The sequence below is a fragment of the Legionella rubrilucens genome (assembly GCF_001468125.1).
GTDB classification, from domain to species: Bacteria; Pseudomonadota; Gammaproteobacteria; order Legionellales; family Legionellaceae; genus Legionella_C; species Legionella_C rubrilucens.
Window position 1 is genome coordinate 198840 of the sequence record NZ_LNYT01000006.1, and the last position, 16381, is coordinate 215220.

The window sequence follows — 16381 nt, forward strand, 5'->3', positions numbered from 1 at the left end:
GGCCTTGACAGATGTGGCCAGTTCCATTCGTTTACTGCGTTTCATTGAGGTCTTAAGCGTCTTATGAGTATTCATGGTGTTCCGAACATTTTCGTTCATATAATTGTAACCCCCCCATATTTAGTGGCATCCTAAATTAGAGTTCATTGGCTGATTTTTTGCCAGATATTCCCACGGCGTTAAATCATTTAGTGAATCATGGGGTCTTTCGTCGTTGTACTCTTTTATCCAGTTTTCTGTTAGCTCTCTTACTTCGTGTAAATTTTTAAACACATACATATCCAGTATTTCTGTGCGATAAGTTCTATTGAATCGCTCAATAAATGAATTTTGTGTTGGCTTTCCTGGTTTGATAAATTCCAATTGCACCTTATTTTTTTCTGCCCAATCAGCCAGAGCACCTGAAATAAATTCAGGACCATTATCCATGCGTAGTTTGGCGGGGAGACCACGCCAGGCAACAACACGTTCTAATACGCGAATTACTCGCTGTGCAGGCAGGCTCAAATCTATCTCAATCGCTAACACTTCACGGTTGAAATCATCCACTATGTTAAATGTTCTGAAGCGTCGACCACACATCAATGCATCGGACATAAAGTCCATTGACCAACACTGGTTAATGGACGCTGGCACACTTAGAGGTTCAGGTGAGCGATTGGGTAACCGCTTTTTTCCCTTACGACGCATATTGAGCTTAAGCTCACAATACACACGGTAAACCCGTTTATGATTCCATCTGTGCCCCTGACGTCGTAAGACCTTAAGCAATTTACTGAAGCCATACGCTGGGTAACGTTCAGATGATTCCTGCAATGCCACAATGACACTTTCATCAGACCGACTATCCGGCTTATAGCGATAAACCGAGTCGCTGATACCTACAACTTTGCAAGCGCGGCGTAAGCTCACAGCATGAGTATTGACTGCATAATCAACCAACTCCCGACGCACAGTTGGCTTCACAGCTTTTTTTCGACAATATCCTTCAGGATTTTGTGGTCAAGACTTAGCTCAGCATACATTTGCTTAAGACGACGGTTCTCTTCCTCAAGCTCTTTCAGACGCTTTATGTCTGATGATTCCATGCCTCCGTATTTTGCTTTCCAGTTGTATATGTTGCGTCAGAAATGCCATATTCACGACAAACTTCTTTAACCAGTCTGCCTGCTTCAACCTCTTTTAGAATTTTGACAATCTGAGTTTCTGTATAACGCGATTTTTTCATCTTTGTTCTCCTTAGGCGTAGTTTAACTTGGAGAACTCTAATCAGGAATACAACTATTTTAGGGGGGGTTTACAACTGAGGCTGGCGTTCTATGGGATTTTGGTTTTAAAAAACGGGCGGGTCACACTTTTAAACATGGTTATTTAAGTCGAGGAGATAAATACGTAATGTAACGCTTGATGCCGTTATGAAGTGTTTTAAGCTTTCTATTGATAGATATTTTCCGATCAAAAAGAAGCTTTAATCCTTGTTCACTAATGAACAACGCTTCAATTAAAACCATTCTAATGTTATTTAACAGTTTATATTTTTTTTTGGTTGATTGCATTTTAGTAGTTATATCCGCAGCACAAGAATTAAGACTTATGTTCTTTAGATAGGTCAAAATCTTCCGGCCAACCAAATTACCTAACTGACTAGCATGATATAAATCAGACTGGATTAAGTCATTAAATACATTATCAGCAAGATTTTGCAAATAATCATAGTCCCCTAACATTTCAACAATCTCATCAATATTTGAAAAATCCTTTTTTAAAAGTATATAGTGTTCTCCAGGTTTACATATACCATTATAGTGACCAGGGAACATAATCATTGGAGTTTTGGTTGCCGCGGCCTCAAATACCCGGGGTGAGATGGCATTATAAACAATAATACCATCATAGCTTTTTAGAACGCGCTCATAAACAGTATCAAAATCAGCATTTTTGTTTTTTGTTAAGAAGAGCTCGGTTTCCTTCTTTACTTGACCATCAAAGTCCCAAATACTAGCACCACTTTCTGTAGCTAGCACGGCTTTAGAGTTTTTCAGCAAATTTAGCCAATTTTCACCATACAGACGATGTGATTCTTCAAGACTAATATCAAGCGAAAGTCCTCTGCTTTCAACTCGTCTCTGGAATTGTTCAGCAATAAGTTCTTTCTCATAAGCTAAGCTTCCTAACCAATAATCACAACGTCTTCCTCGATAAGAAACATCAATAACGCGATCTTTAATTTGAGGGGAAGAAATTTTTTTCATCTCATCATTAACATATCCAGTTAAAACAGTTATTTTTTCTAACTTTTTTAATCTAGGATCAGGATAAGCACGTGATAAAGTATTTTTATTAACCAACGTAAATAAAGTGGTAAACTTTAACTCATAAAGATAGTCCTGCACCTTATTCACACTTTGGTATTCATCCTGAAGAAATATAAATTTGTAGCCATTGAATTGCGATATTTTACTCTTTAAATGATCTGATAAATAATAGTTATTATAGGGTTTAATAGAGTAATGAATACCTATAGCATCAAACAATGATAAATCTAATTTATCTAGAACTTTATTAATTAAAGGATTTTCAATATGCCACTCGATGTCTCTACACGAAGTTACTGCATGAATATGATCGCGAACCGCACCAGCGTTATGAGTGGTATCAGCTAAAAATAATACATTAGGTTTATTCATAAATCCTTTACGTTTTTTATTTAAAATAATTTTTTCCCAATCATGCGGATCGTATTCCTGGGTCTTAATAGCAATTTAATTAAAAACTTTATATTTACTGGCATTTTTTGATACATACTCAAACTTGATTTGTAGAAAATAGTCTTTAAGGAAATATACTGAACATGCTTTCTAAATTGGTCTTCAGTGTAGAACGTATGGACAGTTGATTTATTGCGCGCTGTAAATTCTCTGCTTATAAGATGATCTACTTTTTCTATAAATGCACTATAGTGATACTGAGGGTTTAAGGCAATTTCCTGATAAGCTCTATCAACAATTCTCTGTAAATAATCATCGTCTTTTATTTTTTCCAAAACTTCATGAATATTACTAAAATCCTTTTTTAATTCAATATAATGTCTTTCGGGCTTCAATATGCCTGAGTAGTTTCCTTCATATAACACTAATGCCGTTTTAAGTGCTATTGCCTCAAAACACCGTGGTGAAATCTGGTTAAGATAATATTTTCCTTCATGTTCCTTCAAAAACATAGCTTGAACTTGATGAAAAGTTACTCGCGGATGAAGAAATTGGTACTTGTCAATTTTTTTCTCGAGTTCTCCAGTAAAATCCATTACACTAGCGCCGCTCTCAACCCCTAGTGTTGCTTTGCAATTTCCTATAAACTTAATCCAATTCTCACCGTATATTCTGTCGTTTTCATTATAAGATATATCAACCTTCAATTTTTCATGAGTTGTATGTTTCTTCCATTTTTCAACTATATCCCATTTTTCAAAGCCTAATTCTCCATACCAGAATGGCAAGCGTCTCCCACGGTAACCCACGTGAATAGAGCGATCTAGGACTGGTTTTACATTGTCATAATCTAGAAGTCTCTTAGGTATATATCCAGTTAAGTTGTTGTATTTAGAAACTCCTGGTAATTCATCCTCTGGATATATCCGCTTGATTTCTTCTTCACAAAAACAAGAAAACAATACATCGACATTTAAAGATTTTAATTCTTGCCTCATGGTATTGATTTGTCGATATTCATCCTGAACAAAAATAATCTTTAGTCCCTTATAGTCTGCTATTCTCTTCTTAGCTTTTTCAGATAGATAGTGATCATTTAAAATACATAAAGAGTAGTGAATAATAATAACATCAAATTTATTAAAATCTAGCTTGCTGCTTATATCTCCCATCCCTGAATGAACCCAAATCTTATGGCTTGAATAGTCCTTAAAAGCATCAATATGATCAACAATCGTATTTGCATCATTACCTAATAGAGGTCTATTGCACAGAAAGAGAATATTTAATTTCATCAATCTATCTCACTAAATAATTCAGCTGGTTGTATCTTATTATTATCATCCTCACTAATACACCACTCTGCCGGATGATAGAATAAAGTACAGTCATCCTTGTATTTTCCTTTTACCTCAAACTGGTAGCTTCTAGACAATAAATCATAATAAGTGGCCGTTGATAAATCATACAAATCCAAAGTTTGATAAATAGCTGCTGAGAAAATGTACTTACCATTTCCTAATAGCGTATTCTTATAAACCAATTTCACTGTGGCTTCATCCGATTCATGGAGCTCAAAAGTGTATTTTTGGCTACAGTGACGAGAAAGCCAACGACCATCCTCCGTAAAAAGTAAAACAACAAAATAGACATCAAATTTATCTTTCTTATCCGCCCTAATAGTAAATTGTATAGTTAATTCATCACCTGAATTGATTTCAGATATTTCCTCACTGAATCGATCCAGTAATCTAATTTCTTTTATTTTCAAACCAGCAATTAAGGAGGGCCAACGAGAAACATCCCTGTCTTTTTGATCAATGACATTAAGTAAAAGATCAGATTTTTCAGAATCGGTGGATGTATGTTGAGAAATAACCTGGATCAGTAATTTCTCTCGAAGCCACTTCGATTGAATAATAGGCGTAGGCTTTTTATTAGATAGCTTACTATTAACTTGATTCTCAATTTCCAATCTTTTTGTATACTCTTCGTACCGCTTTACTATATCAATGGCTTTACCCTGCATAACAATTTCACCGCATTCCAGCCAGATTGCAGTTTCACAAAATTGTAAAACTTGAGCAGTTGAATGCGAAACAAGAAGTAAGGTACATCCTGAACCGGTTAATTTTTTCATCCGATCAGCTGATTTAGCACTAAAATAAGCATCACCAGCACCCAAAACCTCATCAACAATGAGAATATCGGGCTTTATTGCTGTCGCTGTTGCAAAATAGAGTCTGGACTGCATGCCAAGCGAATAAGTTTTGATTGGCTGATAAAGAAAATCTCCTAATTCAACAAAATCAATGATATCTTCAACTGCTTCGTTATACTGGTCTTGAGTCAATCCATTGTATATGAGCGAGGCTTTGATGTTTTCCAACCCTGTAAATTCAGGATGAAATCCTAAACCCGTGCTCATCAATGCCTGAATCTTACCATTTACAGTAACATCACCTTGGGTTGGTAAAAAATTACCTGTCATTAATTTCAATAGCGTCGATTTTCCTGCCCCATTTCGGCCTACTATTCCAAGTCTCTCACCTTTATAAATAGTAAGATTGACATTCTTTAAAGCAAAAAATTGTTGGTAATTATTTCCTTTACTGAGTCCTAATGCATCTAACATCATCTGCCAAGGAGTGTTGTAAAGTTTATACGTTTTATCGACATTCTTAAATTCAATGGCCTTATCATGCAAATTCATAAAATACCTTTTTAGTTTTATCGTAAAAATAATGACCAAGGCTAAAGCAAAATAAACTAATAAATGTAGCGATCAAAAAATTATAACTTATGACACCTTTTACAAATAAGTCTTGATAAGACCATACATAATACGAAAATGGATTTAAATAAATAATTAATTTTAATGTTTTAGGCACCATAGCAGGTGTATAAGCGATAGGGCTTACAATCATGAGGAGCATAGTGACAAAAGAAAGTGACTGTTGGATATCTTTAAGTACCAGATTAAGAATAGACAAAACCCAAACAATTCCAGTTGTAAACATTATTTGCAGGATAATAAGTGCAGGCAATACCAAAATGCTTAAGTTTATAGTCCTCAGACAGAGCAGATTAGCAATAATCAACAATAAAACACCTACAAATAATGTCATACAATTTACCACCACAGCTTGCAAAGGAATATATTCTGATGGATAAACTGTATTGAGAAGAAGCGATTTTTTGCTGGATAAAGATGTTGTTCCGGCGGTCAATCCATCAGAAAACCCAAGAAATGGCAGTAGGCCACTCATAATATAAATGACATAGGTGTTAGTACTCATGTCAGTGGGCTTAACACGAAAAATAAGAATGTATAAGGTTGAATAAATAAAAAAAAGTAGCAATGGGTATAATATAAACCAGAATACCCCAATTACTGAACCTGCATGACGCTTGGCAAGTTCAGAAACGATTGAGTTTTTCAATAGACTATAGTGTTTGATAATTGAAAGGAAAGGATTTACCAAGTGATTTATTATTTTCATAGCTTAAATTCAATTAAAATGTTTACTATTTTCTCCGCTGCATTACCATCGCCGTAGAGTGGCAAGCCCCCTTTCACCTGTTGACTACAATTAACAAGTTCAGTCAATAAAAACGCCTTATCCGGAGAACACAATTGGTTCCAGCCCGCCTCCACCAGTTCGACCCACTCCGTTTCATCGCGCAGCGTGATGCAGGGAACCTGATTGAAATAGGCTTCTTTCTGCACGCCGCCGGAATCGGTGACAATAAAGGCTGCGTGTTTTTCCAGGGCCAGCATATCGAGATAGCCAACCGGCTCGGTCAGAAAAACCTGTTTTTCCAGCGTTGTAAAATAGCTTTTCTGGCTCAAGGCAGCACGGGTGCGCGGGTGCAGCGGCAGAATAATCCGATAAGTTTTGCTCAATTCAATCAGGGCATTGCAGATATTCTGCAAGCGTGATTCATTGTCGGTATTTTCAGCACGGTGAATGGTTGCCAACACATACGGTTTAGCCAGAAGTTGCCACTCATCGACTTTGGTTTGCCTTGAGGCATTCAGTTCATTGTAAAACAGCGTCGCATCGAGCATCACATCGCCGACATTAACGATCTGTCTGGGGTCAATCCCTTCCTTCAGTAATTGCTGTTTGCCGTTTTCTGTGGGAGCAAACAATAATTGACTGAGGTGATCGGCCGTGATGCGATTAATCTCTTCGGGCATTTTACGGTTAAACGAGCGCAGTCCCGCTTCGACATGCGCCACGGGAATATGAAGTTTAGCCGCCGCCAAGGCTCCGGCCAGCGTGGAATTGGTATCCCCGTAAACCAGAACCCAGTCAGGCTTTTCCCGGATTAACACGTCTTCAATGGCGGCCAGCATCTGCCCTGTTTGATGACCATGGCTGCCTGAGCCAATGTTTAAATGGTAGCCCGGTTGCGGGATGGATAACTCGTCAAAAAACTGCGACGACATATTGGCATCGTAATGTTGCCCGGTGTGGATGATGATTTCATCCACATCAGCCCGTTTCGCGATGATTCTGGACACCGCGGCGGCTTTGATGAATTGTGGGCGCGCACCCACAATCGTACACACTTTAATCATAATAAATCCCCGTCCTACTGTTCCATCAATGCCACGGTATTGTTTTCAGTCAGAATATAGATGTCGCCCGTCTGTTGGCATTTGGCATAAGAAAGGCCGTCCGTTTCTTTTTTGAACAAAAGCCGTTCACCAAAACGGCTCATCCAGCCGATTTGCCGGGCCGGAACCCCGACCATCAGGGCATAAGCCGGTACATCCTGGTTAACCACCGCACCGGCGCCCACAAACGCGTACTCGCCGATGGTCACGCCGCAGACAATTGTGCAGTTCGCCCCTAAGGTCGCACCCCGTTTTACAAGTGTGTCACGGTATTCGTCCTTGCGGGAGACGGCCGAGCGGGGGTTGTACACGTTGGTAAATACCATGCTCGGGCCGCAGAAAACATCGTCTTCCAGTGTAACATTGTCATAAATGGACACGTTGTTTTGTATTTTAACATTATTGCCAATCACCACCCGGTTGCCGACAAACACATTCTGGCCAAGGCTGCAACGTTCGCCAATGCGCGCCCCACCGCAGACATGAACCCAATGCCAAACGCGTGTGCCTTCACCCAGCTCGGCACCCTGATCAATAATGGCAGTGTCATGAGCCTGATACGACATACTATAACTCCAGGGGTAAATGCACCGTTGAACCATCGCGTGCGGAACGGTAAGCAGCAATTAATAATTCCAGCGAGGTTAACCCTTCACGGCCATCCGTTTCCGGTTCTTCTTTGCCCTGCAGGGTATTGATCACATTGTCATAATAAAGCGGGTGACCAAAGCCATACACGGACGTTGTCTGATAGCTGGCGGCCTTGATTTGATCATCCTCGGGTTGCCTGTCGGCGAATTCCCATTGCTGAATCTCATTGACGGCCACACCGCCAATTCTGACCGTGCCCTTTTCACCGAGAACGGTGATTGAACCCTCAAGATTTCTGGGATAGGTTAGCATCGTCACGCTGACAGACCCCATGGCGCCGCTGCGCCAACGGATGTTCATCACGCCCGTGTCCTCGGTTTCAATGTCGCGGGCTAACGTTCCCATCATGGACTGAACCGATTGCACGGGACCGAGCAGCCAATGGATTAAATCAATGTAATGGCTGGCCTGATTCATGAATGCGCCGCCATCAAATTCCCAGGTACCGCGCCAGGACGCCTGATCATAATAATCCTGTGGCCGCGTCCAGAAAACATTAATATTGGCCAGATAAATCTTACCAAAACGCCCCTGGTCAATGGCTTTCTTTAAGAGCTGCAGGGTGGCATTGCGCCGGTTTTGTTTCACAACAAACAGGCGGACGCCGGCTTCATCGCAGGCATTCACCATGCGTAAGCCATCCTGCCAGCGGGTGGCCATTGGTTTCTCAGTCAACACATGCCGGCCGCTGCGGGCAATCTGGATGGCCTGAGACGGGTGCAGACCACTCGGCGTACACAGTGAAATGATGTCGGCATTGGTGTGTTGCAACAAGTCTTCAAGGCTTCGATAGCCGTCTACGCCGTATTCGCTGGTGGCTTTTTGCAGGGCCTCGGCATCGATATCGCACACCGCCGTCAGGTTCAGGCGATCGCGGTGTTCGGCAATGGATTGCAGGTGGTTGCGCGAAATGCGACCGCAGCCAACCAAAGCGATGTTGATTTTGCGATCCGTGATATTCCAGGGTGCTTTTTTCATCATCAGGCACTCACTATGTTATTGCTTTTAAACGTCTTGAATGCCGCGCGCGTATCGACAATCAGCGGCGCGTGTTCGGCAATCAGGGCATAGTCAAAGGCATTATGGGCTGTGGCTAAAACCACGCAATCGTATTGACTGATGGATTCGGCGGTGATATCCACGCTCTTCATTTCCAGATGGTGATGACGCATGGGCGGCAGTGCCGGTACGTGCGGATCAGAATAGCTGACCAGCGCACCTTTCTCCTGCAGCAATTCAATGATTTCCAGCGAGGGTGATTCGCGCATGTCATCGACATTGCGTTTATAGGCTGCTCCTAAAACCAGTATTTTACTGTTTTTGATTGCCTTGGAGCGTTCATTTAACGCATCGGCCACCTTATTCACAACCCACAAAGGCATGGCACTGTTGATTTCCCCAGCCAATTCGATGAATCGGGTATGCAGGCCATACTCCCTCGCCTTCCAGGTCAGGTAGAAAGGATCGATGGGGATGCAATGGCCGCCAATACCGGGTCCGGGATGATAGGCGACGAAGCCAAAGGGTTTGGTGGCGGCGGCATCGATGACTTCATGAATGTCGATACCCATTTTGTCGGCCAGAATTTTCATTTCATTGACTAAACCGATGTTCACGGAGCGGTGAATGTTTTCAAGCAGTTTGGTCATTTCGGCTACCTTCGTTGAGGAAACCGGCACAACCTTGTCGATAACGCCTGAATACAAGGCCAGCCCTGCTTCAAGGCAGGCCTCGGTATCTCCGCCGCAGACTTTGGGAATGGTCGCGGTGGTGAAATGTTGATTGCCTGGATCTTCACGCTCAGGGGAATAAACCAGGAAAATGTCGCGGCCCACCACAAACCCGCGGCTTTCAATCCGGGTTTTCAATTCCTCTTCGGTGGTGCCGGGGTACGTGGTGCTTTCCAGTGAAATCACCTGTCCCGCGCGAAGATGAGGCAGGAGAGAATCCATGGTCTGCAGCACGAAGCTTAAATCGGGCTCGCGGTATTTATCCAAAGGCGTCGGTACGCAGAGAATAATCGCATCCGCTTCGGCGGCCTGCGAAAAATCAGACGTGGCCGTGATGTAATTTTTTACACCCTCAATCTGCTCTGACGGGATATGTTGAATGTAGGAACGGCCTTGGTTAATCGCCTGGTTTTTACGCTCATCAACATCAATCCCAATGACGCGGTAACCCACCTCGGCAAAACGCAGCATCAAGGGCAATCCAACATACCCAAGTCCTACAATGCTAATCATTGCTTCTTTGTTTTTTATTCTTGGCAATAACGTTGCTAACATCTTCTTCATCCCATCTAAATTGAACTTTTACAGTTACAAGTACACTTATTTTTCTTTTAATACAGCATCCGTACTCTTGAATGTTTATGATCGATAAACATGGCCGGGAATCATAGCACCCAAAATTAAAAAAATCTCTTAATTAAACAAAAACAGTTCAATCGTGAAAAAAATTTACCGATTTTCATTTTAGCCCGCGGAAGTGAAATGATTTAAAAAAGAAAAAAGTCGCCAAAGCCGGGTAATTGGCTATATACTGGCTTAACGTTTAACAACCGGGTGGTTACATGTCCTTAAAGGCCATGTATAACGAAATCGCGAGTCACTACGCTACAGCTGATCGCTTTGGCTCTTTAAGCGAGAGTCATAAAACGGCAATAGAACAGATTAAGAAAGAACATTTGGGTTTTAAAGAGAATTACAAGATTCTTGATTTTGGCGTAGGCAACGGCGCCTTTCTTGAAAAACTTCGAGAATACCTTCCCAATGCTCATTATACCGGGATTGATATTTCCTCCGAAATGCTGACTGAAGCCCGAAAAAGGCTACCCCTGACCACCATCGAAGCCAGCGCCACCGAAGCGAGCCATTATCTCCCCCATCACAGCCAAGATTTGGTTCTGGCGCATTTCATCAATGCCTACATCCCTATCCATACCCTGTTCTCAGAGGCTGACCTGCTGACGCGCTCCAATGGTTATTTTTCGTTAATTACAACGACGTATGAATCCTTCCCCATTGCCCAGCAGCAACTGGCCGATTTCATCGCCCAGGGCACCATGTTAAGCAGCGTGGTCGGCCATTATTACAAAACCATGGTAAAAAACACCACGGTAGCCAGCGGGCTGGATGAATTAATGCATGTGTTCGCCCAGCATCAGTTTAAAGTGGTTAAGCATCAGCGCCTTCATATTCCGGTGACGCTGAATAACATTGATGAACTGGCCCTTTTTGGCATTGAGGGAACCTGGTTTTTAAATACCCTGTCGTTGCGCATGCTGCCTAAAAATTTTTTAGTGGCGCGCCTGAAGCGATTATTCGACAGGATCTTTACTTTTCCCTACCATGACACCCATATTATTGATGTGATCCTCGCCAAGAAATAATCGCTGTTACGCATAAAGACAAGGAGTCGACGTGTTTTTAGAAGCCATAAAAAAACAACTGCCCGTCTGGGATACCCGCCAACTGCAAACCAATAACATCGTGATGATCACCTTCTGGAGTCAGTTTTCGGTTTATGCCTTAAACACGGTCCTCGTTTTATTTTTAACCCGTCCCCTTCTGGCGCATGGTTTGGGTTACAGTCATGCCAAAGCCTACGCCTTTATTGGCATCACTCAGGCAACCAGTTACCTCATGCCGGTTCTGGGCGGTTTTATGGCGGATCAGGTGCTTGGCGTCAGGCGTGCGATTCTTTATGGCAGCATCATGCTGGCCTTAGCCTACCTACTGGTGATGTTAAGCGGCTTAAGCCTAACCGGCTTCGGCGATAAACTGTTTATTGCGGCCTATGCTTTCATTCCGGCAACCAACTCCCTGTTATTGGGGACCGCCTCCGGTCTCGTTTCCCGTATTTATGAAGACGATGCCATTGAAGCCAAAGCGGCCATGACCTTTTACTACATGGCCATCAATGTCGGCGCCCTGCTCGCCACGATACTGGCTCCGGCTTTACTGGACAGCGCCTACGGCCCCCTGTCGGTCCTGGCTGTCACCTTCATTGGCAAATCCATTGCGGCGCTTAATTTTGCCAGGCGCTATTCCCTTTATGACAATGTCATCTGGGGCAAAGACCAGCAACCGATGACCGCCAAAACACGTTATCGTCTGGGCGCTTACCTCGCGGCCATTTATGCCTTTACCCTGCTGGCCTATTCCCATGTCCAGATTGCAAGCCTGGTCATCGGTTCAGGCTGCGCGGCCGGGATTGCCTGGTTCCTCATTAAAACGTTCGCCTTATCCGGCGAGAGCCGCAACCGACAACTGATTGCGTTATTGCTCATCGTTGAAGCGGTTGTCTTTTTTATTATTTACAATCAGATGAACAGTACCCTGGTGCTTTTTGCCAAAAGCAACTCCAACCTCAACCTGTTCGGCTTAACCATTCTTCCGGCGCAATATCAAATTTTAAATCCGCTGCTCATTATTGTGCTTGGCTCGCAATTACCTCGGTTTTACCGCCTGTTTCCGCGGTTTACCATCCCTTATCAATTCGCAGCAGGAACACTCCTGTCCGGTCTGGCGCTGCTGATCATGGCCTTTGCCTCACAGCAGGCTGTCGAGGGCTATGTCGAAGGGAATTACATTGCGCTTACCTACATGCTAATTACCTTGGCCGAATTATGGGTGAGCGCCATCGGCTTAAGCATGATCGGCCTTTATTGCGATGGCCGCAACATCGCTTTTGCCATGGGCGTCTGGTACCTGGCAAGCTCGCTGTCCAATGCCATTTCAGGCCAACTGGCGGGATGGGTTGATATCCCCGAGGCTGTTAAATCAGCGGAGCAAACGCTCCCCATTTACCAGCATTATTACCTCTGGGTAGGCGTCATCGCTGTCGCCCTTGGTACGCTGATGGGGTTTACTGCTTTTCTTATGCAGAGGCATATGGGGCGTCGAGGGGTGCGTTTGGCTTAGGGCTGCAAAGCTCGGAGAATTCCAGACCAATCGGTGTTCAAAACCGTAGCGACAAACAGCTTATCCCGCCATCCAGTTTGCGGAATTCGCTGACGTCGATTTCAATGATGTCATAACCAAGGCTGCTGATAAGGTGTCTGGTTTTTGGAAAGCCGGCGGGCATGAGAACTATGTCATTGATTAACAGGCAATTGGCCGCATCCCTTTCCTCGTCATCAAGGACATGCTGCTGCAACAATCTGAATTCCGGGTGATTGATAAACTCACCGCTCACCAGTAAATGGCCCTTATCCAGGTAACTGACGCCTGTTTTCAAGTGAAGCGCATCCTTCAGAGGGACCACGGAGGCGGTGTATTCGTAATGCGTCAGGATGCGGATAAGCTGCTTTGCGCCTTCCTGATTGGTTCTTTTAGACAAACCGATATAAAAATGGTTGTCCACACGCAGCACATCCCCTGCGTCCAGGGTGCCTGGCGCGGTGATTTCCTTGATGTTCTCTCCATAAAACGCGGCAATCGCCTCGCGATTCAAGGCCACCTCACCCAAGCGCGACAAGGCGCCCGGACGGGTTAAAATGGCGCCATGGCCAGTTAGCAGCACCGGATCTTCGATGAAGCAGGAATCCGGAAAGTCGTCCGCCGGGGGCAGAACCGTCACCTCAAGGTCACAGGCACGCAACATCTCCACGTAATGTTGATGTTGTGCAAGCGCCAACTCGTAATCCGGGTGACCCAGGTTAGCGGAAGTGAGTCCATGCACGAGGCTTTTGGCCGGCTGGCGAACGATGGCGCGTGTGAACATGTTTTTATCCTTAAAATGAATTCCTAAAGCCCCAGATTATCCCGCTTAAATACCCGATCGGCACGATAACTTGATCGTACCATGGGGCCTGAAGCCACTTCAAAAAAGCCTTTGGACAGCCCTATTTCACGAAACGCAATGAACTGTTCAGGCGTGACATAACGCGCCACCGGTAAATGGTTTTTTGTCGGCTGCAGGTATTGTCCCAAAGTCAGAATATCGACCTGTTGCCGGCGTAAATCATCCATGGTCGCAATGATTTCTTCGTCAGTTTCGCCAAGGCCGAGCATTAAACTGGTCTTGGTCAACACATCGGGGCGGTAACGCTTGGCAAAAGCCAGGACATTCAGGGTCTGCCAGTAGCCGGCGCGGTTATCCCGTACCGGGTGGGTCAAGCGCTCGACCGTTTCGACATTCTGGGCAAACACATCCACCCCGCTGTCCAGTAAAACCGCGACATCGGCTTCAATCCCCTGAAAATCAGGTGTTAAGGCTTCCACTTTCGTTGTCGGGCAGCGGGCTTTAATGGCGCGAATGGTATCGGCGTAATGTTGAGCGCCCCCATCGGGCAAATCATCACGATTGACGGAGGTTAACACCACGTAATCGAGGTTCATGAGCGCTACCGTGTTGGCTGTATTGGCAGGCTCGTCTTTATCCAGCCAGCCATGGGGATTGCCGGTGTCCACCGAACAAAAGCGGCAGGCGCGCGTGCACACCGCACCCATCAGCATAATGGTCGCGGTCCCATGGGACCAGCATTCCGCGATATTAGGGCATTTGGCTTCCTCACAGACTGTCGCCAGGCGGTGTTTCACTACCTGTTCTTTTACCTGCTGGTAGGCGGGCGTGGTGTGATTGACGATACGCAGCCACTTGGGTTTAGGCAAACGCTCGGCGTGGCTGTCCACGGACTTGATGCCATCCTTAATTGCAACAATGCCTTCTGCCGTCTTGTATTTCTGGCCGCTTTCAACCACGACAGGTATCTCTTTAAATTTACTCATGCCCGCACCAAAAAATCAGGATGGAAGGATGATCCCAAATCACTCGGTTGAGATCAAGTCCTAGAGTACTTCTACGCGGTTGCGGCCGGCTCGTTTGGCCTGATACATTGCGGCATCCGCACGCATAAACAGGGTTTCAATGTCCTCATCCGGTTTAAATGTGGTCAAACCGAAGGAAACCGTGACATCTACCCGCGTGTCCCGATAGCAGAACTGGCAGCTTTCCACGGCTGAACGCAAGGACTCAAGAATCCGTTTTGCTTCTTTTTCACTGGTCCGTTCAAAAATAAAAATGAACTCTTCACCCCCGTAACGGGCAATAAAATCCACTGAACGGATTGACGTTTTAAACAGCGTAGCGACTTTTTTCAATACTTTGTCCCCCGCCAGATGCCCGTAATTGTCATTGATTTTTTTAAAATGATCGATGTCGGCAATGGCTAAAGACAATTCACCATAACCGCGCTGCCAGCGGTTATAGGCTTCCTGAATGTGTTCATCGTAAGACGCCCTGTTGGGCAGGCCGGTTAAGCTGTCCTGATTAATGATCACCTGTTGCGAGGTTAATTTATGCTTGATCTCCTCAGCAGCTTTCTCCGACTCAGACAGTTTCTGCTGTAGATTTTGCACTTGGACTTCATACTTTTTGATACGCTGTTGTTCACTCTCTTTAAATTCTTTGATTCGCAGTTCAATGGTGGCTAAATTTTTACTGATTTTCCCGGATAATTCTTCAATGGTTTTAGCCTTGTCGACATGGCTTTGAATCTGATTGATGTTGGTGGCGATGCCGCTTTCCAGTTGCTGTGTATGGTGCTTGGCCTGCTGACTGTTTTCATTGGCGAATTTTAAATAACTGTCAAAATCATGCAGTTGACTGGTTAAATCCTGTAAATAATTTTTTAACTGACTCTGCTCAATGCTGAAGGCATCAATCACCAGTTTGGTAAAATTATCTATCACGCTGGGCAATAGCTCGCGGGTAATTTCACTCCTTAACAGGGTTTTGACGTGCTCCACCTTGTCATGAAGTTCCTCAGGAATGGCTAAATGGCTTAACAACTGTTTGAGGCTTTGGTTGACCGTCTCACTGATTGCCTGATGGGACGGCAGATGATCGGATTGAGCCGGTGTCAAAGTGGCAATTAAACGCTCAACCTGAGTGAGAATGGTTTCCGAGTCTTTGTGGGCAGCGACGTCTTCTTTAAGCGTTGTCACCAGGTCGCCAGACATCCCGAGCGGCAGGGTTAATAACAGGCTGATGATTTGACGCAGATTATTAATTTCATCCTGCAATGTATTGCATCGCTGCTCGTATTTGCTGATTGTGTTAATAATTTTTTGCTTCAGCTGCGGATCAATCATCAGCATTCCTTAAAAGACAGCTATTTTTTGTTGCGATTTTTCATATATTCAATCAACAATGGCGCGTGGGAACCATCACAAAAAGGCGGATCCTGTGTCTGCTTGCATTGACAAAAACAAACCGTCTCAGTCACCAGCGCCCGGTACTTTACCGCCTTGTCGCAAGGGTGCACATCGCAAAAAGGCTGTGTCTTGCTTTTGCCGCAACTGCACCAGTCATAAGTTTTCCCCTGTTCCACTTCACAGGCAATGGGGAAAAAAGGCGGATCATCCGGCTGACGCGACATCGTTTCTCC

General features: G+C 44.3%; 14 protein-coding genes and 1 pseudogene. 2 read left to right on the forward strand and 13 right to left on the reverse strand.

The window, feature by feature from the left end; all coding sequences use genetic code 11:
• Window positions 1–120 precede the first annotated feature (120 nt).
• The 9 genes and pseudogenes from Lrub_RS03150 to Lrub_RS03195 all read right to left on the reverse strand — a co-directional run bounded on the left by Lrub_RS03150 (window position 121) and on the right by Lrub_RS03195 (window position 10280).
• Window positions 121–1228: pseudogene (locus Lrub_RS03150) on the reverse strand (IS3 family transposase).
• Between the two features lie 139 nt (window positions 1229–1367).
• A complete protein-coding gene (locus Lrub_RS03160) occupies window positions 1368–2687 on the reverse strand; it encodes a hypothetical protein (RefSeq protein ID WP_058530747.1) in 1320 nt (439 codons plus the stop codon).
• Window positions 2688–2707: 20 nt separating this feature from the next.
• Complete coding sequence (locus tag Lrub_RS03165) at window positions 2708–4003, reverse strand: hypothetical protein (protein ID WP_058530748.1); 1296 nt, start codon at window positions 4001–4003, stop codon at window positions 2708–2710.
• Window positions 4003–5421: an ABC transporter ATP-binding protein gene (locus Lrub_RS03170; RefSeq protein ID WP_058530749.1), complete on the reverse strand. Its 1419-nt coding sequence runs from the start codon at window positions 5419–5421 to the stop codon at window positions 4003–4005. Before Lrub_RS03170 ends, Lrub_RS03165 begins: the two co-directional genes overlap by 1 nt.
• Complete coding sequence (locus Lrub_RS03175) at window positions 5408–6211, reverse strand: ABC transporter permease (protein ID WP_058530750.1); 804 nt, start codon at window positions 6209–6211, stop codon at window positions 5408–5410. Before Lrub_RS03175 ends, Lrub_RS03170 begins: the two co-directional genes overlap by 14 nt.
• The gene (gene wecB, locus Lrub_RS03180) at window positions 6208–7296 is read right to left on the reverse strand and encodes a non-hydrolyzing UDP-N-acetylglucosamine 2-epimerase (RefSeq protein WP_237760740.1); all 1089 of its coding nucleotides are present in this window, start codon (window positions 7294–7296) and stop codon (window positions 6208–6210) included. The genes Lrub_RS03175 and wecB overlap by 4 nt, the downstream gene beginning before the upstream one ends.
• 14 nt (window positions 7297–7310) lie before the next feature.
• Window positions 7311–7901: an acyltransferase gene (locus Lrub_RS03185; RefSeq protein ID WP_058530751.1), complete on the reverse strand. Its 591-nt coding sequence runs from the start codon at window positions 7899–7901 to the stop codon at window positions 7311–7313.
• Between the two features lies 1 nt (window position 7902).
• Window positions 7903–8967, reverse strand: coding sequence for a Gfo/Idh/MocA family protein (locus Lrub_RS03190; protein WP_272946945.1), 1065 nt, complete (start codon window positions 8965–8967; stop codon window positions 7903–7905).
• Entirely contained in the window at window positions 8967–10280 is a 1314-nt protein-coding gene (locus tag Lrub_RS03195; protein WP_272946946.1) for a nucleotide sugar dehydrogenase, read from the reverse strand. Before Lrub_RS03195 ends, Lrub_RS03190 begins: the two co-directional genes overlap by 1 nt.
• Before the next feature lie 278 nt (window positions 10281–10558).
• On the opposite strand from Lrub_RS03195, the gene Lrub_RS03200 reads away from it, so the two are divergent.
• Both Lrub_RS03200 and Lrub_RS03205 read left to right on the forward strand, forming a co-directional pair.
• Window positions 10559–11377: a class I SAM-dependent methyltransferase gene (locus Lrub_RS03200; protein ID WP_058530754.1), complete on the forward strand. Its 819-nt coding sequence runs from the start codon at window positions 10559–10561 to the stop codon at window positions 11375–11377.
• A gap of 31 nt (window positions 11378–11408) precedes the next feature.
• Window positions 11409–12911, forward strand: a complete 1503-nt coding sequence (locus tag Lrub_RS03205; protein WP_058530755.1) for a peptide MFS transporter — start codon at window positions 11409–11411, stop codon at window positions 12909–12911.
• A 37-nt stretch (window positions 12912–12948) separates the two neighbouring features.
• Here the strand turns inward: Lrub_RS03205 and Lrub_RS03210 are convergent, their stop codons facing one another.
• Genes Lrub_RS03210 through Lrub_RS03225 form a run of 4 tightly spaced genes read right to left on the reverse strand, consistent with a single transcriptional unit; the run spans window position 12949 to window position 16372 of the window.
• The gene (locus tag Lrub_RS03210; RefSeq protein ID WP_058530756.1) at window positions 12949–13713 is read right to left on the reverse strand and encodes a dimethylarginine dimethylaminohydrolase family protein; all 765 of its coding nucleotides are present in this window, start codon (window positions 13711–13713) and stop codon (window positions 12949–12951) included.
• 23 nt (window positions 13714–13736) lie between these two features.
• On the reverse strand, window positions 13737–14720 hold the full coding sequence (lipA, locus tag Lrub_RS03215) for a lipoyl synthase (RefSeq protein WP_058530757.1): 984 nt from the start codon (window positions 14718–14720) through the stop codon (window positions 13737–13739).
• Between the two features lie 60 nt (window positions 14721–14780).
• Window positions 14781–16085 (reverse strand): GGDEF domain-containing protein, encoded by a 1305-nt coding sequence (locus Lrub_RS03220; RefSeq protein WP_058530758.1) that lies wholly within the window; start codon window positions 16083–16085, stop codon window positions 14781–14783.
• A gap of 20 nt (window positions 16086–16105) precedes the next feature.
• A complete protein-coding gene (locus tag Lrub_RS03225; protein WP_058530759.1) occupies window positions 16106–16372 on the reverse strand; it encodes a CDGSH iron-sulfur domain-containing protein in 267 nt (88 codons plus the stop codon).
• Between the last annotated feature and the right edge of the window lie 9 nt (window positions 16373–16381).

Bases quoted from the DNA above. Each gene is read 5' to 3' on its own strand.
- Lrub_RS03200 (WP_058530754.1), top strand. From the start codon at position 10,559: ATGTCCTTAAAGGCCATGTATAACGAAATCGCGAGTCACTACGCTACA.
- Lrub_RS03170 (WP_058530749.1), bottom strand. From the start codon at position 5,421: ATGAATTTGCATGATAAGGCCATTGAATTTAAGAATGTCGATAAAACG.
- wecB (WP_237760740.1), bottom strand. From the start codon at position 7,296: ATGATTAAAGTGTGTACGATTGTGGGTGCGCGCCCACAATTCATCAAA.
- Lrub_RS03175 (WP_058530750.1), bottom strand. From the start codon at position 6,211: ATGAAAATAATAAATCACTTGGTAAATCCTTTCCTTTCAATTATCAAA.
- Lrub_RS03190 (WP_272946945.1), bottom strand. From the start codon at position 8,967: ATGATGAAAAAAGCACCCTGGAATATCACGGATCGCAAAATCAACATC.
- Lrub_RS03220 (WP_058530758.1), bottom strand. From the start codon at position 16,085: ATGATTGATCCGCAGCTGAAGCAAAAAATTATTAACACAATCAGCAAA.
- Lrub_RS03210 (WP_058530756.1), bottom strand. From the start codon at position 13,713: ATGTTCACACGCGCCATCGTTCGCCAGCCGGCCAAAAGCCTCGTGCAT.
- lipA (WP_058530757.1), bottom strand. From the start codon at position 14,720: ATGAGTAAATTTAAAGAGATACCTGTCGTGGTTGAAAGCGGCCAGAAA.
- Lrub_RS03225 (WP_058530759.1), bottom strand. From the start codon at position 16,372: ATGTCGCGTCAGCCGGATGATCCGCCTTTTTTCCCCATTGCCTGTGAA.
- Lrub_RS03165 (WP_058530748.1), bottom strand. From the start codon at position 4,003: ATGAAATTAAATATTCTCTTTCTGTGCAATAGACCTCTATTAGGTAAT.
- Lrub_RS03160 (WP_058530747.1), bottom strand. From the start codon at position 2,687: ATGAATAAACCTAATGTATTATTTTTAGCTGATACCACTCATAACGCT.
- Lrub_RS03185 (WP_058530751.1), bottom strand. From the start codon at position 7,901: ATGTCGTATCAGGCTCATGACACTGCCATTATTGATCAGGGTGCCGAG.
- Lrub_RS03195 (WP_272946946.1), bottom strand. From the start codon at position 10,280: ATGAAGAAGATGTTAGCAACGTTATTGCCAAGAATAAAAAACAAAGAA.